This window comes from Micromonospora luteifusca (assembly GCF_016907275.1).
In the GTDB taxonomy this organism is placed as follows: domain Bacteria; phylum Actinomycetota; class Actinomycetes; order Mycobacteriales; family Micromonosporaceae; genus Micromonospora; species Micromonospora luteifusca.
The window spans coordinates 3,664,472-3,683,606 of record NZ_JAFBBP010000001.1 but is presented as its reverse complement, the minus strand read 5'-3'; the positions used below and the strand labels follow the sequence as shown (position 1 = coordinate 3,683,606).

General features: G+C 71.1%; 21 protein-coding genes. 10 read left to right on the top strand and 11 right to left on the bottom strand.

What is annotated here, in order from left to right:
- Positions 1-7: 7 nt before the first annotated feature.
- From JOD64_RS16700 to JOD64_RS16680, 5 genes are all read left to right on the top strand, one after another.
- Entirely contained in the window at positions 8-646 is a 639-nt protein-coding gene (locus tag JOD64_RS16700; RefSeq protein WP_204943064.1) for a DUF4241 domain-containing protein, read from the top strand.
- Positions 647-757: 111 nt separating this feature from the next.
- Positions 758-1,474, top strand: coding sequence for an FKBP-type peptidyl-prolyl cis-trans isomerase (locus tag JOD64_RS16695; RefSeq protein ID WP_204946099.1), 717 nt, complete (start codon positions 758-760; stop codon positions 1,472-1,474).
- A 189-nt stretch (positions 1,475-1,663) separates the two neighbouring features.
- Positions 1,664-2,491 carry an SCO6745 family protein gene (locus tag JOD64_RS16690; protein ID WP_204946098.1) on the top strand — a complete coding sequence of 276 codons (828 nt, stop codon included), beginning with the start codon at positions 1,664-1,666 and terminating at the stop codon, positions 2,489-2,491.
- Positions 2,492-2,523: 32 nt separating this feature from the next.
- Complete coding sequence (locus JOD64_RS16685; RefSeq protein WP_204943063.1) at positions 2,524-3,177, top strand: HAD family hydrolase; 654 nt, start codon at positions 2,524-2,526, stop codon at positions 3,175-3,177.
- 28 nt (positions 3,178-3,205) lie between these two features.
- Positions 3,206-4,216, top strand: a complete 1,011-nt coding sequence (locus JOD64_RS16680; protein ID WP_204943062.1) for an NADPH:quinone reductase — start codon at positions 3,206-3,208, stop codon at positions 4,214-4,216.
- 187 nt (positions 4,217-4,403) lie between these two features.
- Here JOD64_RS16680 and JOD64_RS16675 read toward each other — a convergent pair whose 3' ends face one another.
- A complete protein-coding gene (locus JOD64_RS16675; protein WP_204946097.1) occupies positions 4,404-6,038 on the bottom strand; it encodes a fatty acid--CoA ligase in 1,635 nt (544 codons plus the stop codon).
- A 71-nt stretch (positions 6,039-6,109) separates the two neighbouring features.
- On the opposite strand from JOD64_RS16675, the gene JOD64_RS16670 reads away from it, so the two are divergent.
- Positions 6,110-6,601 (top strand): NUDIX domain-containing protein, encoded by a 492-nt coding sequence (locus tag JOD64_RS16670; protein ID WP_184180824.1) that lies wholly within the window; start codon positions 6,110-6,112, stop codon positions 6,599-6,601.
- Positions 6,602-6,638: 37 nt separating this feature from the next.
- On the opposite strand, the gene JOD64_RS16665 is transcribed toward JOD64_RS16670, so the two are convergent.
- Complete coding sequence (locus JOD64_RS16665) at positions 6,639-7,673, bottom strand: aldo/keto reductase (protein WP_204943061.1); 1,035 nt, start codon at positions 7,671-7,673, stop codon at positions 6,639-6,641.
- 128 nt (positions 7,674-7,801) lie between these two features.
- Here JOD64_RS16665 and JOD64_RS16660 point away from each other — a divergent pair, with 128 nt between their 5' ends.
- On the top strand, positions 7,802-8,434 hold the full coding sequence (locus JOD64_RS16660; RefSeq protein ID WP_204943060.1) for a TetR/AcrR family transcriptional regulator: 633 nt from the start codon (positions 7,802-7,804) through the stop codon (positions 8,432-8,434).
- 115 nt (positions 8,435-8,549) lie between these two features.
- Here JOD64_RS16660 and JOD64_RS16655 read toward each other — a convergent pair whose 3' ends face one another.
- Both JOD64_RS16655 and JOD64_RS16650 read right to left on the bottom strand, forming a co-directional pair.
- On the bottom strand, positions 8,550-10,226 hold the full coding sequence (locus tag JOD64_RS16655) for an MDR family MFS transporter (protein ID WP_204943059.1): 1,677 nt from the start codon (positions 10,224-10,226) through the stop codon (positions 8,550-8,552).
- Between the two features lie 119 nt (positions 10,227-10,345).
- On the bottom strand, positions 10,346-10,885 hold the full coding sequence (locus JOD64_RS16650) for a type 1 glutamine amidotransferase domain-containing protein (RefSeq protein ID WP_204943058.1): 540 nt from the start codon (positions 10,883-10,885) through the stop codon (positions 10,346-10,348).
- 170 nt (positions 10,886-11,055) lie between these two features.
- On the opposite strand from JOD64_RS16650, the gene rfaE2 reads away from it, so the two are divergent.
- Entirely contained in the window at positions 11,056-12,915 is a 1,860-nt protein-coding gene (rfaE2, locus tag JOD64_RS16645) for a D-glycero-beta-D-manno-heptose 1-phosphate adenylyltransferase (RefSeq protein WP_204943057.1), read from the top strand.
- Complete coding sequence (locus tag JOD64_RS16640) at positions 12,912-13,790, top strand: glycosyltransferase family 2 protein (RefSeq protein WP_204943056.1); 879 nt, start codon at positions 12,912-12,914, stop codon at positions 13,788-13,790. The genes rfaE2 and JOD64_RS16640 overlap by 4 nt, the downstream gene beginning before the upstream one ends.
- A gap of 6 nt (positions 13,791-13,796) precedes the next feature.
- On the opposite strand, the gene JOD64_RS16635 is transcribed toward JOD64_RS16640, so the two are convergent.
- From JOD64_RS16635 to JOD64_RS16625, 3 genes are read right to left on the bottom strand one after another with little or no spacing between them, the layout of a single operon-like run.
- Positions 13,797-14,906 carry a glycosyltransferase family 9 protein gene (locus JOD64_RS16635; protein ID WP_204943055.1) on the bottom strand — a complete coding sequence of 370 codons (1,110 nt, stop codon included), beginning with the start codon at positions 14,904-14,906 and terminating at the stop codon, positions 13,797-13,799.
- 8 nt (positions 14,907-14,914) lie between these two features.
- Positions 14,915-15,466 carry an Hsp20/alpha crystallin family protein gene (locus tag JOD64_RS16630; RefSeq protein ID WP_204943054.1) on the bottom strand — a complete coding sequence of 184 codons (552 nt, stop codon included), beginning with the start codon at positions 15,464-15,466 and terminating at the stop codon, positions 14,915-14,917.
- A complete protein-coding gene (locus JOD64_RS16625; protein WP_204943053.1) occupies positions 15,466-15,969 on the bottom strand; it encodes a DUF2231 domain-containing protein in 504 nt (167 codons plus the stop codon). Before JOD64_RS16625 ends, JOD64_RS16630 begins: the two co-directional genes overlap by 1 nt.
- Positions 15,970-16,136: 167 nt before the next feature.
- On the opposite strand from JOD64_RS16625, the gene JOD64_RS16620 reads away from it, so the two are divergent.
- Entirely contained in the window at positions 16,137-16,754 is a 618-nt protein-coding gene (locus JOD64_RS16620; protein WP_204943052.1) for a pyridoxamine 5'-phosphate oxidase family protein, read from the top strand.
- On the opposite strand, the gene JOD64_RS16615 is transcribed toward JOD64_RS16620, so the two are convergent.
- The 4 genes from JOD64_RS16615 to JOD64_RS16600 form a co-directional block, all read right to left on the bottom strand.
- Positions 16,745-17,329 (bottom strand): DUF4240 domain-containing protein, encoded by a 585-nt coding sequence (locus JOD64_RS16615; RefSeq protein ID WP_307813440.1) that lies wholly within the window; start codon positions 17,327-17,329, stop codon positions 16,745-16,747. The two genes, JOD64_RS16620 and JOD64_RS16615, sit on opposite strands and share 10 nt — an antisense overlap.
- 46 nt (positions 17,330-17,375) lie before the next feature.
- The gene (locus JOD64_RS16610) at positions 17,376-17,708 is read right to left on the bottom strand and encodes a hypothetical protein (RefSeq protein WP_204943051.1); all 333 of its coding nucleotides are present in this window, start codon (positions 17,706-17,708) and stop codon (positions 17,376-17,378) included.
- A gap of 158 nt (positions 17,709-17,866) precedes the next feature.
- Positions 17,867-18,031, bottom strand: a complete 165-nt coding sequence (locus JOD64_RS16605; protein WP_204943050.1) for a hypothetical protein — start codon at positions 18,029-18,031, stop codon at positions 17,867-17,869.
- A 271-nt stretch (positions 18,032-18,302) separates the two neighbouring features.
- On the bottom strand, positions 18,303-19,133 hold the full coding sequence (locus tag JOD64_RS16600; RefSeq protein WP_204943049.1) for an SGNH/GDSL hydrolase family protein: 831 nt from the start codon (positions 19,131-19,133) through the stop codon (positions 18,303-18,305).
- Between the last annotated feature and the right edge of the window lie 2 nt (positions 19,134-19,135).

Here is a 19,135-nt window from a genome sequence, read left to right as displayed (position 1 = left end):
AGCCCTCATGCCGTACACCCCTGATCTGGACCGGTTGCTGACGCCCGGTGCCCGCTTCACCGACGAGCACGGTGCGTACCTGATCGAGGCCCACCCGGTGGGCGACATCGTGCTGCCGACCGGCCGGGTGGTCGGGTGTGACCCGCTGGTCTGCCCGGAGGCCGAGGCGTTCACGGTGACCGTGCCGCCGGGGCGGCATCCCGCCCGCGCCTGGGTGGCAGTGGTGCTTCGCGAGGACGCCGAGGTGGACCGGCGGGTGGCCGCGCTGGAGCTGGTGGTCGCCGACGAGCCGACCACCCGCTGGGAGCTGGCCGTCGCCGGCGACCAGGACGTCGCCACACTCGGCGCGGACGACTACTTCGGGTACGGCGTGGACGCGGGCGCCGGCACCCTCGCCGACCCGACGGCGCTCGCCGCCCTGGAGGGCTGGGACGAAGACCAGGTCGAGGAGGTTTTCATCCCGGCCGAGTTGCCCTCGTCGCCGGTCCCGGGGCTGATCACCGCCGTCCTGGACGAGGCCAGCGGTGCCAACGTCGTCACCGTGGCCACCGGCTGGGGCGACGGCTGCTATGGCACCTGGATCGGGCGGGCCGCCGACGGCCGGGTGACGTCGTTCGTGACCGACTTCATGGTGGTCCCGGAATAACCGCCCGGGAACGCCTCGGAAATGCCTCGCTGGACGATCCGAGGTGTCCACGGCGGGCACGGTAGGCCGTGGTGCGAGTACCGTGTGCGTCGGCTTTCCCCCCGGCACCGGGTGCCGGCCACACCTTCGCATCAGGGAGTCGACGACGTGAGCGAGCGGACGCAGCAGAACCGGTCGGCAGGCCAGGACCAGAGCCCGGCGACCAAGTCGGGCCGCCGGCTGGCCGCCCAGCTGGCGGAGAAGAAGGCCGCCGATGCGAAGCGGCGCCGCAACGCGTGGATCAGTGGCTTCGCCGCCGTCGCTGTGGCCGCGGTGCTGATCGGCGTCTTCGTGGCGATCGGCGGGGGCGACGACAAGCCCAAGACCCAGGCCGACGCGACCCCGTCCGCCTCCGCTCCGGCCCCCGACGCGGCCGGCGCGCCCCCGGCCCCGCAGCTGCCGGCCGGCGCCGACCCGGCGCTGGGCAGCAAGCCGACGGTCGAAGCGGGCAAGGGTGAGCTGAAGAAGCTCACGGTCACCCCGCTGATCAAGGGGACGGGCCCGGCGGTGCAAAAGGGTCAGACCATCACCACCAACTACCTGGGCGTGTTCTACAAGGACGGCAAGGAGTTCGACTCCTCCTGGAGCTCCGGCCAGCCAGCCTCCTTCCCGATCGGCGTGGGCCAGGTCATCCCCGGCTGGGACCAGGGTCTGGTCGGCGTGACCGTGGGCAGCCGGGTGCTGCTCGACATCCCGGGCGAGTTGGCGTACGGCAACGACGAGGCCGCTGCCGGTGGGCGGCCGACCGGCCCGCTGCGCTTCGTGGTGGACGTTCTCGCCGCCCAGTGACCTGTCCGGATCGCCCCGGTTGTTGCCGAGGCGCGATGGAGTTGTTCACATGGGGCTTCCGGCCCGTCACCCAGCGGCAGTAGGTTCGGCGTCACCCCGGGCGGTTCGCCGCCCGGGGTGAGCATCCGGGACCGCAACGCGGAGGTGCATGTGACGGCGCTGGACGAGCCTGGGCAGACGGCCCGGTTGATGTGGGCACATTTCGAGCCGGTGCACGCGGTCACCTATCTGCACCCCCGGGCCCGCGCCGCGTACGAGGCGGTCGGGTTGCGCGGCTACTGGCGGGGTTACTTCGCCGGTCGGGCCGCGCCGCTGGGTGCCGTCGAGGCCGCCCCGGTGATCGCCGTCTTCTTCAACTTCGCGCCGCCGATGGTGGCCCGCGCGCTGCCGGCGGTGTGGCGCCTGGCCAGCCCGCAGGAGGCGCTGCGCGCCCGCCTTACCGGCGCGGTGCAGGCGCTCGCCGAGTTGACCTACGAGCTGCCGGAGACGCACCTCGCGGAGGCCGCAGACCTGTTGGTGCGGGCCGCCTCGGCGGTGCAGACGGCCGGCCGGGTGCTCGGCCGGGTCAACGCCGCACTTCCGGTAGGTGAATATCCCCTCGCTCAGCTCTGGCAGGCTGCCACGACGCTGCGTGAGCACCGGGGCGACGGGCACGTGGCGGCGCTGGTGGCGGCCGGGCTGGACCCGGTGGAGACGCTGGCCTGGCGGGCGGCGTCGGACGGCGCGCCACCGCAGTACCTGCTGGGCCGGGGCTGGTCCGAGGAGCAGTGGCACGCCGCCCACGAGCGGCTGGTGCAGCGGGGCTGGCTGACCGGGGACGGCACGACCACCGAGCACGGCCGGGCCGAGTTCCAGGCCGTCGAGGACGCCACCGACCGGGCTTCCGCGCACCCGTGGCAGGCACTCGGCCGGGACGGCACCGACCGACTACGCGAGCTGCTGGAGCCGATTGCCCGCTCCTGCCACGCGGCGCTCCCGCCGGAGAGCCCGGTCGGGCTGCCCGCGCTGCCCGGCTGACCGGGCACCCACCGATCGGGCAGGATGGGCCCGTGGCAGATGCGGTGGTCTTCGACCTGGACGGCGTGATCGTGGATTCCGAGCCGGTGTGGGAGGAGGTCCGTCGGGCGTACGTGGCGGCGCACGGCGGGATGTGGCAGCCGGACACGCAACGCCGCCTGATGGGGATGAGCACCGGCGAGTGGGCCCACTACCTCAGCGGCGAGCTGGGCGTTGACCGCACCGCGCCGCAGGTCGCCGACGAGGTGGTCGAGGAGATGACCCGGCGTTACCGGGACCACGTACCGCTGATCGCCGGCGCCGACGAGGTCGTGCGCCGGCTGGCCGCGCGGTGGCCGCTGGGGTTGGCCAGTTCGTCGCCGACCCGGCTGATCGAGGCGGCGCTGGCCGCGACCGGCCTGACCAACGCGTTCGATGCCACCCTCTCCACCGAGCAGACCGAGCGGGGCAAGCCCGCGCCGGACGTGTACCTGAACGTCGCGCAGCGCCTCGGCGTCGAGCCGGCCCGCTGCGTGGCCGTGGAGGACTCCTCCAACGGGGTGCGGTCGGCCGCCGCCGCGGGGATGCGTGTGGTGGCGGTGCCGCATGGTTCATATCCCCTCGACCCGGACGCCGCCCGGCTGGCCGTGGTGACGCTGGGCGCGATCGGCGAGCTGACCCCCGAGCTGCTGGACGACCTGGGTTGACGCGGGCCGAGCGGGGTAGAGACCACGGATGAAAGCCATCGTGTACGAACGCACCGGCGACCCTTCGGTGCTGCAACTGGTCGACCGGCCGGTGCCGGAGCCGGGTGCGGGCGAGGTCCTGGTGCGGATGGCGGTCGCGGGGGTGAACCCGACCGACTGGAAGTCCCGCCGCAACTCCCCGCCGGACGGGTGGCAGATTCCCGGGCAGGACGGCGCGGGGGTGGTGGAGGCCGCCGGTGCGGGGGTCGATCCGGACCTGATCGGTGAGCGGGTGTGGGTCTGGGAGGCCGCCTGGCAGCGACCGTGGGGCACCACAGCGGAATACACCCTGGTGCCGGTCCGGCAGGCGGTACGCCTCGGTGGCGCGTCGTTCGAGGTGGGCGCTGCCCTGGGCATCCCGTTCCTCACCGCGCACCGGTGCCTGACCGCTGGTGAGTTCATGCCGGACACGCTGCGGGCCGGCGCGTTGGCGGATCACACGGTGCTGGTGCAGGGCGGTGCCGGTGCGGTCGGTAACGCCGCGATCCAGCTCGCCCGTTGGGCCGATGCCACGGTGATCGCCACGGTGAGCAGCGCGGAGAAGGCACAGCTCGCGGCGTCGGCCGGCGCCTCCTTTGTGATCAATTATCGGGAGCAGGACGTGGTCGAGGAGGTCCGCAAGATCGCCCCCGACGGGGTCCACACGATCGTCGAGGTCTCCCCCGCCCGCAACGCCTCCACCGACGTACAGGTGCTGCGGCACGGCGGCGCGGTCTGCATGTACGCCGACGACGGCGGGGGCGAGGTGAGCATCCCGATCCGGGCGATGATGGCGCCGAACGCCCGCTGGCAGTTCGTGCTGGTCTACACGGAGCCGAAGTCGGCCAAGGCGCAGGGCGTGAAGGACGTGGCGGCGGCGGCCAGTCAGGGCGGCATCCGGGTCGGTGCGGACGCCGGCCTGCCGCTGCACCATTACCCCCTGGCAGAGGCCGCTGCGGCACACCAGGCGGTGGAGGACTCGGCGGTGGGCAAGGTGCTCGTCACCACCAGCGACGCCTGATCGGGTCGCTGACCACCCGATTTCCCTGTCATCAGGACAAAGGCGAACAAGTTTCGCAACAATGATGGTGCGGGTCACCCCGCGTAGAACGGGCGGCCCCGGCGCGGTGCGAACGCCGGGGCCGCCCCCCTGGGGAGGGTCTTCAGCAGCACTCCCGCCTCAACAGGCGACAGCGCCTGGGAAAACGTTACGGGGCTGTCAGCTCCCGGACAGTCAGCTCGCCCTCGGCGTACCGCGAACGGACGACCTTCTTGTCGAACTTGCCCACGCTGGTCTTCGGCACCGTGTCGATGAACGCCCAGCGCTCGGGCAACTGCCAGCGGGCCACCGAGCCGGCCAGAAAGTCCCGGAGCTCCTCCGCGGTCACCGAGGCGCCCTCCCGCACGACCACGGTGGCCAACGGCCGTTCGTCCCACCGCTCGTCCGGCACACCCACCACGCAGGCCTCCAGCACCGCCGGGTGGGCCATCAACGCGTTCTCCAACTCGACCGAGGAAATCCACTCACCCCCGGACTTGATCACGTCCTTGGCGCGGTCGGTCAGCATGATGTAGCCATCCGGCGAGAGGGTGCCCACGTCGCCGGTACGCAGCCAGCCGTCGCGGAACTTCTCCTCGTCCGGGGCGTCGTCACCGACGTACCGGGCGGTCACCCACGGCCCACGGACCTCCAGCTCACCCACGGACCTGCCGTCGGCGGGCAACGGCTCACCCGACGGGCCGACGATCCGCGCCTGTACGCCCGCCGGCACCCGCCCCTGGGTGTAGCGGTACCGCCACGCCTGCTCGCCTGTCGCACCGGCTGGCGGACGCGAGACCGACCCCAGCGGGGACATCTCGGTCATCCCCCAGGCGTGGATCACGTCGATGCCGTGCCGCTCGTCGAAGGCGTGCATCAGCGCCGGCGGACAGGCCGACCCGCCCACGATCACCTCGGTGAGCGAGGAGGTGTCCACGTCGTGGGTGTCCAGGTAGGCCAACAGATCGGTCCAGATGGTCGGCACCGCCCCGGCCAGCGTGGGCCGCTCGGCGGCGATCATCTCGGCGATCGGCGCGGCCTGGAGGAACCGGTCCGGCATGATCAGCGACGCGCCGGAGAGGAAGGCCGCATACGGCAGGCCCCACGACATGGCGTGGAACATCGGCACGATGGCCAACTCCCGGTCGGTCGGCCCGAGACCGAAACCCTCCGGCATGCAGACCTGCAACGAGTGCAGGTAGATGGACCGGTGCGAGTAGGCCACACCCTTCGGGTTGCCGGTGGTGCCCGAGGTGTAGCAGAGCGCCGCGGCGTCACGCTCGTCCACCTCGGGCCAGTCGTACACCTCGGGCCGGTCGGCGAGCAGCGCGTCCCAGTGGTGCACGGTGATCCGGTCGCCGGCCGCCGCCACCAGCGGGGCCGGGTCGCCGCCGCCGACCACCACCACGTGCCGCAGGGTGGTCAGCTCACCGATCACCCGGGCCAGTAGCGGGATGAGCGTGCTGTCGACCAGCACCACCCGGTCCTCGGCATGGTTGGCGATGTAGACGACCTGGTCGGGAAAGAGTCGGATGTTGAGCGTGTGCAGCACCGCACCCATGCTCGGCACCGCGAAGTAGGCCACCAGGTGCTCGTTGTTGTTCCACATGAAGGTGGCGACCCGCTCGTCGCCGGTCACCCCACACTCGTCGCGCAGCCCGTGTGCCAGCCGGGCGGCGGCGCGGCCCACCTCGGCGTACGTCATCCGGCGGGGCTCGGCGCCGGTCCAGGTGACCACCTCGGCTGTGCCGTGCACGCCTGCGCCGTGATCGAGGATCCGGGAGACCTGCAGAGGGGCGTCCATCATCGTGCTACGCATGGGTAACAAGCTAGTGTCGGCGGTCACACGTTGGGAACCCCCGTAAATTGTCGCAGGTGAGCATCTCCTGGGCCGACTCGTACGTGGGGCAGTTGCGCGCGCTCGCCGGGGATCGGACGCTGATGTTCGTCGGCGCCCGCGCCGTGGTCAGCGACAACGCGGGACGCATCCTGCTGATCCAACGCTCGGACAACGGCCAGTGGGCCATGCCGGCCGGGGCGATGGAGTTGGGCGAGTCGATCGCCGACTGCGCGGTACGCGAGGTCCGCGAGGAGACCGGGCTGCGCGCGCTGCGGGTCTGCGCGTTCGCCCTCTACACCGGCCCGGACCGGACCAGCACCAACATGTACGGGCACACGTACCAGGTCTTCACGACGGCGTTCAAGGTCGAGGAGTGGGACGGGCAACTGGCCCGGGCCACCGACGAGACCACCGATGCCGGCTTCTTCCCCCGCGACCGATTCCCCGCCCCACTCTCCGCCTCGGTCGCCGAAACGCTGGCCGACCTGGACGTCTTCGAGCAGACCAACCGGCTCATCCTCAAGTAGGTAGGCCCCCGGGGTCACCGACCCCGGGGGCCGTGCCTCACTGCGGGTAGCGGAGCCCGGCGAAGAACCCTTCCTGGATCCAGTTCGGGTACGCGACCGGCAGCTTGGTGACCTCGTCCAGTTCGGCGAGATCCTGCGCGGTCAGCGTGAGGTCCGAGGCGGCGATGTTGTCCACCAGTTGCTCCTGCTTGCGGGCCCCGACGATCACGCTGGTCACGGCCGGCCGGGACAGCAGCCAGGCGACCGCCACCCGGGCCGGGCTGACCTCGTGCCGCTCAGCGACGCCCTTGAGCACGTCGACCACGCCGAAGGCGGTGTCGGGGTCGAACGGCGTGAAGCTGGCGTAGCCAGGCTGGGCGCTGCGGGCGCCACTGTCGGCGACGGCGCCGTCCCGGCTGACCTTGCCGGAGAGGAAACCACCGGCGAGCGGGCTCCACACGGTCAGCCCGATGCCCGCGTCGAGCGCCATCGGCACCACGTCGCGCTCGACGTCCCGGCCCAGCAGGGAGTAGTACTCCTGCACCGAGACGAAGCCGGCCAGCTTCTCCCGGGCGGAGATGCCCAGCGCCTTGGACAGTTGCCAGGCGGCGAAGTTGGCGGCGCCGATGTAGCGGACCTTGCCCTGCCGGACCGCGTCGTCGAGCGCGCGCAGCATCTCCTCCATGGGAGTGACCTGGTCGAAGTTGTGGATCTGGTACAGGTCGATGTGATCGGTGCCCAGCCGGCGCAGGCTGTCCTCCAGGTTCTGCATGATGTGCAGCCGGGAGGTGCCGACGTCGTTCGGGCCGGGACCGGTCCGCGAGTGCACCTTGGTGGCCAGCACCACGTCGCGACGCCGCTTGCCGAGCGCCTTGCCGAGCAGTTCCTCGCTCTCGCCGTCGCTGTAGCCGTCGGCGGTGTCGACGAAGTTGACCCCGGCGTCCAGCGCGGTGTCGACCAGCCGCTGCACGTCGGGCAGCGCCAGCCCGCCAAGGGTGCCCCAGAGCGGGTGCCCGCTTCCGCCGAAGGTCATCGCGCCGAGTGAGATCTCCGAGACATACACCCCGGTGGTGCCAAGCAGCCGATACTTCACGCTTGTCGCTCCTCATGGTGGGTCGGAGGGCCGAGAACCGGGCACTCCATCGGTCACTATGTCGGACAGCATGTCCGGCAACGAGCGTACGTCGCCTACCACGTCCCCAGCCACCTAGGATCTCGGCTATGCCCTCGATCACCCGCCGCCGCCCGAGCAACCCCGACGGGCGAGCAGCCGTCGAAGCACGGGTCCTGGCGGCCACCGAGCGGCTGCTCCAGGAGGGGGTCCGCTTCACCGACCTCGGTGTCCAGCGGATCGCCGCCGAGGCCGGGGTGGCACGGTCGACCTTCTACACCCACTTCCGGGACAAGAGCGAGCTGCTCATGCGCCTCGCCGGCACCATGCGGGAGAGCTCCTTCGACCGGACCGGCGATTGGGACCCTGCCGGGCCCGGCGACCCGCTCGCGGCGCTCACCGAGGTCTTCTCCGACGTGATCCGGATCTACCGGACGTACGCCCCGGTGCTGGCGGCGATCAGCGAGGTGGCGGCGTACGACGAGGTGGTCCGGGAGTACTGGGCGGCCGGGCTGGAGCAGTTCGTGGCGCGCACCGTGGAGAAGATGCTCGTCGAGCAGCAGGCCGGGCGTACCCCTGCGAGCCTCGACGCGGAAACCGCGAGTCGGCTGATCGTGTACGGCGGTGACCGCTTCCTCGCCGACCACGTCAGCACGACCTCGCCCGACCCCGACGCCGACGCGACAGCGGCCCGGGAGCTGGCCTCGACCTGGTGGTACGGCGCCTACCGTCGCCCCGCCTGACCCGCTGCGGCAAGCCGAACTCCAGATCGGCGACGTCGGGGTGTCCCCGACACTCGGACACCCCGACATCGCCGTTCTCCACTCGTCCAGGCACAGGTCGTCGTCTCGGGCGCGGTCAGATCATCGTCTGGGACTTGGCCTCCATGTCGGCGGCGGCCTCCTCCTTGGATTCGCGGGTCAGCGGCTTGCCGCCCGCGGCCGGGGCCTTGCCGCCCAGCGGGTCGGCGCCGCCGGTGGCACCCTGCGGGCCCGCACCCCGCAGGGTGTTGTTGGGCAGTGCCAGCGTGACGAGCACCGCCACGATGGCGACCAGGCCGGCGGTCAGGAAGACCAGGTGCAGTGACTGGACGAACGATTCCTGGATGGCGGCCCGGACCGCACCGGGCAGCCCCATGATCGTCGCCGGGTCGTTGATCGAAATGTTCGTGCCGCCGCTGGCCGCGACCGCGGCCTGCTGCTCCGGCGGAAGCTGGGCGATCGCGCCGGGAAGCCGATCGGCCAGCTGCGAGTTGAGCCGAGACGAGAGCACCGTGCCGAGGATCGCGACCCCGAACGAACCACCCAGCGACCGGAAGAAGGTCGCCGAGGAGGTGCCGGCGCCCAGGTCCCGGACGGAGACCGCGTTCTGCACGGCGAGGACCAGCGACTGCATGCACAGGCCCAGGCCGATGCCGATGATCGCCATGAAGCCGAACGCCAGCCAGAGCGAGGTGCGCACGTGCAGTTGGGTGAAGAGCAGCATGCCCACCACCAGGGTCACCGCCCCGGCCACCGGGAACCACTTGTACCGGCCGATCCGGCTCATCGCCCGACCGGTGAGGATCGAGGTGATGATGATGCCGGCCATCATCGGCAGCATCAGCAGACCGCTTCGGGTCGGCGAGGCGCCCTTGACGATCTGCAGGTACAGCGGGATGAAGATGATCGACCCGAACATCACCAGACCGAGCACGAAGCCGGCCGAGTTGGCGAGCGCGAACGTGGCACTGCGGAACAGCCGCAACGGCAGGATGGGCTCGGCGACCCGGGCCTCCTGGAGCACGAACAGCACGGCGAGCACCGCACCCGCGACGATGAGGCCGATGATCACCCCGGAGCCCCAGGGGTACTCGTTGCCACCCCAGCTCAGCGCAAGCAGCAGGCAACTCACCCCGGCGACCAGCAGGCCGGCACCGAGCCAGTCGATCGCGTGGTCCCGGCGTTCGAACGGGATCAGCCGCATCACGTGGTAGCAGACCACGATGGCCAGGATCGCCAGCGGCACGTTGATGTAGAAGATCCACCGCCAGTCGGTCTCCGCGAAGTAACCACCGACCAGCGGCCCGGCGACCGACGAGATCCCGAAGACAGCGCCGAACAGGCCCTGGTAGCGACCACGTTCCCGGGGTGACACCACGTCCGAGATGATGGTGAACGCGAGCGTCAGCAGACCACCGGCGCCGATGCCCTGGATGCCCCGGGTGATGATCAGCTGGGTCATGTTCTGCGACAACCCGGCCAGCAACGACCCGACCAGGAACGTGCCGATCGAGAAGAGGAAGACCGGTCGGCGCCCGTACAGGTCGGCCATCTTGCCGTACAGCGGCGTCGAAGCGGTCGAAGCGAGCAGGTACGCGGTAACCACCCACGAGTAGTGGTTGATCCCGCCCAGCTCACCAACGATGGTCGGCAGGGCCGTACCGACGATGGTCTGGTCGAGTGCGGCCAACAGCATGCCGGTCATCAGACCGAGCATGAGCAGCCGGATCTGCTGACGATTCAGCACCGGCGCGGCGGAGGCTTCGGTGGTCATGTGCCCTTCTATCCCGCGAGCCGCAGAACATGCGCCGGACCGAACAAAATCACCCTGTTGATCATGAGGTCAGCGGCGAGTCGTGCCGCCAACCCCATGATCAAGCGGGGTACGGCGGGTCAGCCCTTGAAGGTTTCGGTGATCCTCTGGCAGAACGCGGGGAGGTCGCCGGGGTTGCGGCTACTGGTCAGATTTCCGTCGGTGACGCACTCCTCGTCGACCCACGTTGCGCCGGCGTTGGTCAGGTCGGTCCGCAGGCTGGGCCAGGAGGTGATCCGCCGACCGCGCACCACGTCCGCCTCGATCAGCGTCCACGGGCCGTGACAGATCACCCCGACAGGCTTCCCCGCGTCGAAGAACGCCCGCACGAACCGCACCGCGTCCGGGTCACCGCGCAGAAAGTCCGGGTTCGCCACGCCGCCAGGCAGCACCAACGCGTCGTAGTCGCTCGCGTCCGCCTTCTCGACGGTCACCTGGACGTCGTACGTCTTCGACTGGTCCAGATGGTTGAAGGACTGGATGGAACCAGGCTTGAGCGAAACCAGCTCGGCCGTCGCGCCGGCGTTCTCGACCGCCTCGCGCGGCTGGACGTACTCGACCTCCTCGACGCCGTCGGCGGCCAGGAAGGCGATCCGCTTGCCCTGCAATGTCGTTGCCATGTCGGTACATCTCCTCTCCAGGGGGTACCTCATTTCCCTTCCCGACCCCGAACGCCCAAAACAAACCGCCCGGGCCAGGACGGGCACCTTGTCGACAACGCCCAGGTCAGGCTGCGGGCGGCGGTGGCCGCCCAGGTTTGGCCCGGAGGGCGCTGGGGACCCGGGGAGGCATGGCAGGAGCAGCAGCGGAACAGCGCCGGCTCGCCACCGTCGTGGAGAGCTGGCTCGGACGCCCGGTCCTGATCGTCGGTGACGCCATGTTGGACGAGTGGCGGTTCGCCGACTCGGACCGGCTCTGCCGGGAGGCGCCCGCCCCGGTCCTCACCCTGCGCCGACGGATCTCCGCCGCCGGTGGAGCCGCGAACACCGCGGTCAACGTCGCCACCCTCGGCGGCCGGGCGGTGTTGGTGGCACCGGTCGGCGCCGACGTGGCCGGCGACGAACTGCACGACTGTCTGGACCGCGCTGGCGTCTGGGACCGCACGGTCAACCAGCCCGGACGGCCCACCCCGGTGAAGCGGCGGATGCTGGCCGGCAACCAGATCCTGCTGCGCGAGGACTCCGGCGACCCGGACGACGCACTCGACCCCGAGGGCGTGACCCGGCTGCTCACCGCCCTGAACTGCGCCACCGAGGAGCTTCGCGCCGCCGCCGGCGGGGAACCGCCGACCCTGGTGGTCTGCGACTACGGGCTGGGCGCGCTGCCCGCGCCGGTCCGCGCGTGGCTGGTCGAGCAACGCGAGCGGTACGCCACCGTCGCGCTGGACGCCCACGACCTGGCCGACTGGCGGGGCCTCGCGCCGACCGTGGTCACCCCCAGCTTCGCCGAGGCGACCCGGCTGCTGGCCCGGGCCGGCGGGGCGACCCGACCGACTGCCGGGACCGAACTGCACCTGGAACACCCGCTCGGCGACCCGTCCGACGGCCCGTCCGAACTGACCGTGGGCGCGGCCCCGGGCGGCGTACGCGCCGACGACGTCGCCGACCGGCCGGCCCTGGAGCCGTCGCGAACCGATCGTCCGGGGCCGGTCGGTGAGCCCACCCCGAGCGAGGGCCGAGTGGCCCTCACCGGCGACGGGCTCAGCGTCACCGGCACCGGCGTCACCGTGAACACCCAGGCCGGGGATGGCGTCGACCGGGCCGTCCTGGCCGAGTCGCGCCTCGCCGAGCTGCGCGCGCACACCGGCGCCGACGTGGTCGCGGTGACCCTGGACACCGAGGGCGCGGTGGTCGGTGGCGCGGACGGGGAGCCGCGACGCAGCCACAGCACCCCGGTCCCGGCGAGCCACGCCGTGGGCGCGGGTGACGCGTACCTGGCTGCGATGACGTTGGCCCTGGCCGCCGACGCGCCGTTGCCCACCGCCGCCCAGCTCGCCCAGTTGGCGGCCACTATCACCGTCTCCGACACCGGCACCTGCGTGTGCCGGCGAGAGGACCTGCTCACCGCGCTCAACCAGCCGACCGAGACCATCAGCCACCCCGCCGTGGTCGGCGGCGACGAGCTGGACGCGATCGTCACCGAATACCGCGAGGCGGGACGGTCGGTGGTGTTCACCAACGGCTGCTTCGACGTGCTGCACCGGGGGCACGTGCGTTACCTGGAGCAGGCCCGCGCGCTGGGCGACCTGCTCATCGTGGCGGTCAACTCGGACGACAGCGTACGTCGGCTGAAGGGCCCGGACCGGCCGGTCAACCCGGTCGAGGACCGAGCCGCCCTGCTCGCCGCGCTCGCCTGTGTGGATCACGTGGTGGTCTTCGAGGAGGACTCACCCGCCGCGCTGATCGAGGCGGTCCGGCCGGACATCTACGTCAAGGGCGGGGACTACCCGCCGGAGCTGGTGCCGGAGGCGCCGCTGGTGCGCCGGTTGGGCGGCCAGGTGCACACCCTGGGGTACGTGCCGGACCGGTCCACCTCGGCGATCATCGAGCGGATCCGGTCACACAGCCAGGACCGGGAGCCCGACCCGTCGGCGTACACCAATGATCGGAAGCCCGACCCGTCACTCAGCTCCCGCACCCAGGCGTCGTGAACCGCCCCCTCGACCTCGGCGCCCCGGAGGAGTTCCGCACCGACCGGCTGGTCGATGTGTTGATTCCGACCCGGAACCGGCCCGCCGAGTTGGCGGTCACCCTGGGCGGACTCGCCGCGCAGGACGGGGTGCCCGGGTTCGGGGTGGTGGTCAGCGACCAGTCCGACGGGGATCCGGCGTACGCGCATCCCGCCGCGGCCACCATGGTCCGGGCACTCCGTCACCGGGGTCACCCGGTGCTACTGACCCGCCGGCTGCCCCGCCGGGGGTTGGCCGAACACCGGGCGTACCTGCTCGCCGCCTCGACCGCCCGGTACGTCCTCAGCCTCGACGACGATGTCTGGCTGGAACCGGGGACGCTGCACCGGCTGGTCACGGCGATCGGTGAGCTGGGCTGCGGCTTCGTCGGCAACGGCGTACACGGGCTCTCCTACGCCGACGACGTGCGGCCGGACTCGCACGGGCACTACGAGGAGTGGACCGGGCCGCCCACACCGGAGCGAATCCGACCCGGCACCCCGCAGTGGAACCGCGCCCGGATCCACTCGGCGGCCAACCTGCTGCACGTCACCGAACGTCTGGCGCTGCCGCCGGGCGCGTGGCGGGCGTACAAGGTCTCCTGGATCGGTGGGTGCGTGCTCTACGACCGGGCCAAGCTCGTCGACGCGGGCGGGTTCGACTTCTGGCGTCGGGTGCAGGAGAAGCACCAGGGCGAGGACGTGGCCGCGCAGCTTGCGGTGCTGGCCCGCGACGGCGGGGCGGGCATCCTGCCCAGCGGCGCGTACCACCTGGAGTCCCCCACCACCGTCACGGACCGGGACGTGGAGGCGTGGGAGGTCGTCCTCGCCGACGAGGACACTCCCCAGCCGGCCTGACCGCCGTTACCGCGATGGCAGCAACTCCCGGGCGGCTTCCAGCACCTCGATCGCCGGAACGTCCGCCACGAAGGAATCCTGGTGCGGGCACTCGCCGTCGCCGGATCGGTGCGGGTAGATGCCCGGGGTGCAGTCCTTTCCACAGACCGGGCAGTGCACCATCCAGGAGCAGATCGGCCGGTGCCGGCCCCGCAACGGGTTGGCCGTGTTGATCAGATTGCCGACCCAGAAGATCCCCACGGTCGACGCGCCGACCGCGGCGGCCAGATGCAGCGGGCCGGTGTCGTTGGAGACGACCAACGCGCAGTCGGCGTAGCAACCCGCCAACCCGCCGAGGCTGAGCGTGCCCACCTGTGGTCGGACCGGCACCCCGGCCGCGGCGACCACCCCGTCCACCACCTCCTGCTCGGAGGATGTGCCGGTGACCAGCACCTCGTAGCCGTCACCATGCAGCTCACGGGCCACCTCGGCGAAGCGTTCGGCGGGCCAGCGGCGGCGGGTGTCGGAGGCGCCGGGATGGAGCGCCACCCGGGGTCGGCCCGCCGGGCCGAGCACCTGGGCCGCCTCGGCCCGGTCGGCATCGGTCACGGCCAGCGTCGGCACGATGGTGGTCGCCCCCGCTCCCACCAGGGCCACCACCTCCAGGTAGCGGATCACCTCGTGCTGGTAGTAGACGTAGCGGACCCAGCGGTCCAACGGCGGCGCGTCTTCGGCGCGCAGGCCGACGGTCACCCGGGCGCCGAGGCTGCTGATCAGCGGGTTGGAGCTGGCACCGCCACCGTGGATCTGCACCGCCAGGTCGAAACCCTCGCCGACGGCAGCGGCCAGGAAATCATCCATCGACGACTCCGGCTCGCCCGCCTCCGCCGTTCGAATGCCGGGCGCCGGGGGCACCACCAACACCCGGTCCACCGGGCCGGGCCGGTCACGCCAGAGCTTCGCGTGCCACGGCGCGCCGAGCAGCACGATCTCCGCCAAGGGGTACGCGGCACGCAACGCGTCCAGCGCTGGCAGGACGAACAGAAAGTCGCCAAGCGCGTTGGCGCGCAGCACGGCGATCCGCTGCACGTCGGGAAGGCGCTCGGCGGTCGGGCCGAGCACGGACGCAGTGACCACGCCGCCCGCTACTGTCGGTCGATCTCGCCGACGGTGTCCGGACGGTGCAACTCCCGGTCCGCAGCGGGATCGGCCGGCATCGGCGTACCCGTGGAGAGGTCGCCGGAGCGCGGCCCGGTGCGGCCCACGGTGATGGTGCGCGGCGCGGGCCGGGTCGCCCGGGGCAACCGGACCCGGAGCAGGCCGTGGTCCATGACCGCGTCGATGGCCTCCGGGTCGACCCGCGACGGCAGGTTGATGCGGTACTCGAAGCCGCGCGTCTCGAAACCGCCGGGGATGCCCTGGTCGGCGTTGACTTCCGCCTCGGAGCGCGCCCGCACGCACAACTCGCGATCGTCCAGCTCGACCGCCACCTCCTCCGGTGCCACCCCGGGCAGTCGGACGACGACCTCCCAGCCATCCTCGGTCTCGGTCAGATCGACGTCGGACGTCCCGGCCCGGCCACCGACCAACCGGCTCAGCTCGGCGCGCAGCGACTGCAACTCCCCCATCGGGTCCCAGCCCTGCTGCCGGCCCCCGCGCCAACCCCGACCGAAGCCACCGGACTGCTGCTCGCTCATCACACCTCTCCGATCCGCTGAGCGGCCGAGGGTGGCCGTAGCGAGCTGGGCGCGTCCAGGCCGGCGTCGCGGTCGACGCCCACACCGAGCCGGTCGACCAACTCCCCGCCGAGCCAGGCGCTGATACCGAGGATCGCCACCGCGACCACCTCGATGGCGAGAAGGGCACCGCCCGCGGCCCGGGAATCCGCGTTGAGCCGGACGGCCCACACGGCGGCGAAGAGCAGGATCACCGCGAGGTTGGCGCCCGCGTGCAGCAGACCCACCCGCTTCGCGCGGGTGCCGGTCGGAATGGCCAGCAGATCGAACGAGCCGGCCGCCGCCGCAAGAAGGCCGCCGATCAGGCCGACCGTGATGTTCCAGTACGCGACTTCGCCGAGGAAATCGGGACCACCGACGGTGTCGATCACGTCGAACAGCACCGCCGTTGCGAACAACGCCACCGGGAACATGACCAGCATCGGATGGACTGGATGACCCAGCACCTTGAGTCGGCTTTCCATGTCCCGGCCTCCACTGGTCGGCGTCCTACGGAATGGTCTCGTTCTCGGCGGGCGCGTCGAGGGGCCGTACCCCCGACGAACCAGGCACAAACCTCGCGCTGGTCACCGCGGATTAGGCTCACGAGCGGTGGTGCCGCCACCGACTCAACGGTTGAGGGAGGGTCAACGTGACGGTAGAGATCACCTCGCACGAGGAGCTGCGCGATCTGCTCGGGGTGCCGACCGCACGGGCCGCCAACAAGGACCGCCCCCGCCTGCACGAACGGGACCGGGACTGGCTTGCCGCCTCGCCGTTCTGCCTGCTGGCCACGGCCGGCGCGGACGGTAGCTGCGACGTCTCACCCAAGGGTGACCCGGCCGGCTTCGCCCTCGTGCTGGACGACACGACCATCGCCTTGCCGGAGCGGCCGGGCAACAAGCGGGCCGACGGCTACCGCAACATCCTCGACAACCCGCACGTCGGGTTGCTCTTCATGGTCCCCGGAAGGACCGACACGCTGCGGATCAACGGGCGTGCCCGCCTGGTGAGCGACGCGCCCTGGTTCGACGAGATGGTGGTCAAGGGGCACCGGCCGGTGCTCGCCGTGGTGGTGGAGATCGAGCAGATCTTCTACCACTGCGCGAAGGCGTTCCTGCGGTCCGCGCTGTGGCAGCCGGAGACCTGGCAGCCCGAGCTGCTGCCGTCCCGGGCCCGCCTGATCAAGGAGGTCGAGGCGCCGGTGGAGAGCCTGGAAGACCTGGAGCGGCACTACGGCCCGGAGTACGACAAGAGCATCTACGCCTGATCCCGCTCCTCGACGTCTCGGGCCGCCCAGTCCGACCAGCCGACGGGATTGCCGCACGACTCCCGGGAGATGCCGGAGCCGGTCTCCGGCCAGGTGCCGAACAGCTCGTTGTGCAGGTGGGCGAAAAAGTAGCAGAGGGCCTCGCACTCGGCGTCGATCAGGGCGCGGGCAGGATCGGCGCGAACCGCTTCGTAGTACTCCCGACCAAGGGCGATGATGAAGCCCCGGCAGTAGAGGAAGCCGTCGTCAGAGCCGTCGGTCACCTCATGGATGTCTTCCCGGTCGATGTCGTGCAGCTTGCGCTCCACCACCCGGTCGAGGTCGGTCAACTCCTGGGCGGACAGCTCAACGCTGAGACGTCTGAGCCGATCCAGCAGCGGATCCAGCCAGGCCTCGATCGCGTACAACTCGGCATGGTCGTCCCCACTGCCGTCGGGGTCACCCTCGATGAGTGCCCGCCGTAGCGCCAACGGCTGTGGGCCGATCTCGGCCCACGCCGACTCGATGAGCGCCCAGAACCGGGCCTCCTCGGCGGGGGTGGGCAACGTTCCAGTGGCATCGATCGGCACGGTCACCGCCAGACCGTAGCCAGCACGACCGACGGTTTTCCGCGCTGCGGCATCAGTAGCCGACGCTCATCAGGTCAGGGGTGTCGTCATCGCCGCCACCACCGGGCCGACTGTCGATGCCGCGGTCCTGATAGCCACGCCAGTACGCCTGTTGCGGTGCCCGGGCCACCGACACGACCACGACCTTGATGCCGCCGGCCAACTGCCGGCTGTTGACGATCAGGGCGGCGACCGAGACGGCTGCGGCGATCGCGCCGACGGCGAAGGCACGGCCGGACACCGCGCCGTCCCAGTCGATCGCGGCGACCAACACGGTGGCCAGCCAGCAGAATCCGGCGGCTGCGATGATGACATTCGCGGCCTTTGAGTGAGTCCGAGTATCCACGAGGGCTCCGATCTGCGCTGGGGCGGCGGTACGAGGAGATCTGAGGTCGGGTCACCTCCAACCGGGCGCACACCGGGCGACTGGCATCGGTCCTGCCACCTGCCAGGTGGCGGTGAGCCAGATCAGGCCGGGCGGGAGCCCAGGTCCGGTCATGCCACCTACGGGACGTCGGAGCGGGGCAGCAGTTGATAGAGGCGCTGGTCAGAGAACGGGACGAACGCGGCGGCGAGGATGCTCGGCGTGGGCACGGCCCGGGCGCACCAGGCCGCCGCGAGGACGCCACGCAACGGAGGGCGGTGCGGGCGATGCCCTGCTTGCGCCACACGCAGCCTCCCCCCGGTAGGCGTCGTCCCGATCCGCAAGCGGTTTCGGGCTGCCGCGCTGACCGGCCGGGGTTGAGCCGGTGGAGAGATCGGCAGATGAACATGATCTCGCACCCGTCGATCTGAAGCGAGCCCACTACGGACACACGCCCTCCTTCGAGCGCCGGTTGCGACGACGACGAAGCCGGCCCCACCCAGGATGGGCGGAGCCGGCAGGAGGGGGTTGCTGCCCGGTAGCGTGCGTCGGATCACCGCGGCGACCGGACACACCTCACGGGTTGAGGTTCATCGTTGCGCAGGGAACCCATTGCCCGACCGAGAAGCCCGGCCGACGGCCCACCAACCCGCACGGCACCGGTGCCAGAGGCACGCCCAGCCGCGGAGCAATGGTGTTGTAGGCCAGCCGGCCCATCACGTCGTAGCCGCCGGGCGTGGGATGCACGCCGCACTGGTCCAGATAGCCCTCGGGGATGGACTGGTAGTCGATCCAGGTTGGTACGCGGTCGCCGTATTCGTCGATGACCAGCATGCTGCGATAGATCGCGTCATTGACCTTGGCCTCGCTTGCCGGGAGCCAGGCGGGACTCGGACCCGGTGGGGTTGTACAGCCAGTGGTGCCATGCCCGGAGCTGTACTGCACCCAGGACGGGTACATGATGACGTCCGGGTCCAGATCCAGCGCAGTGTCGAAGAGGGCCCGGTAGGTGCCCTCGAAGGCGGCGATCTGTGCCGCGGTCGCGTTCGACAGGTTGTTGTTGGTCCCGCAGTTCAGCAGGATCAGGTCAGGTCGATGCGTGGTGACCAGGCCCGCCATCCGCGACGACCAGTAGTTGCAGGTCACGCCCCCTTCCGCCGCGACGACAAACTCATGGGGTACGCAGCTCTGGTTGAGCAGACGCCCCAGCTCGGCGCGGTAGCCGGCGGTGAACGATCCGGCCATCGTCGCGCCGCCGGTGATCGAATCGCCCACGGTCAGAATCTTCAGTGTGGGGCGTCCCGGTTGCGGACAGGCGGGAGCCGCGGCCTTGGCGTTGACGGGAGCTGCCGCGGGGACGGACTGGCCGACCGCCACGAGAGCGACGGCGATGGCAGCCAACAGCACGG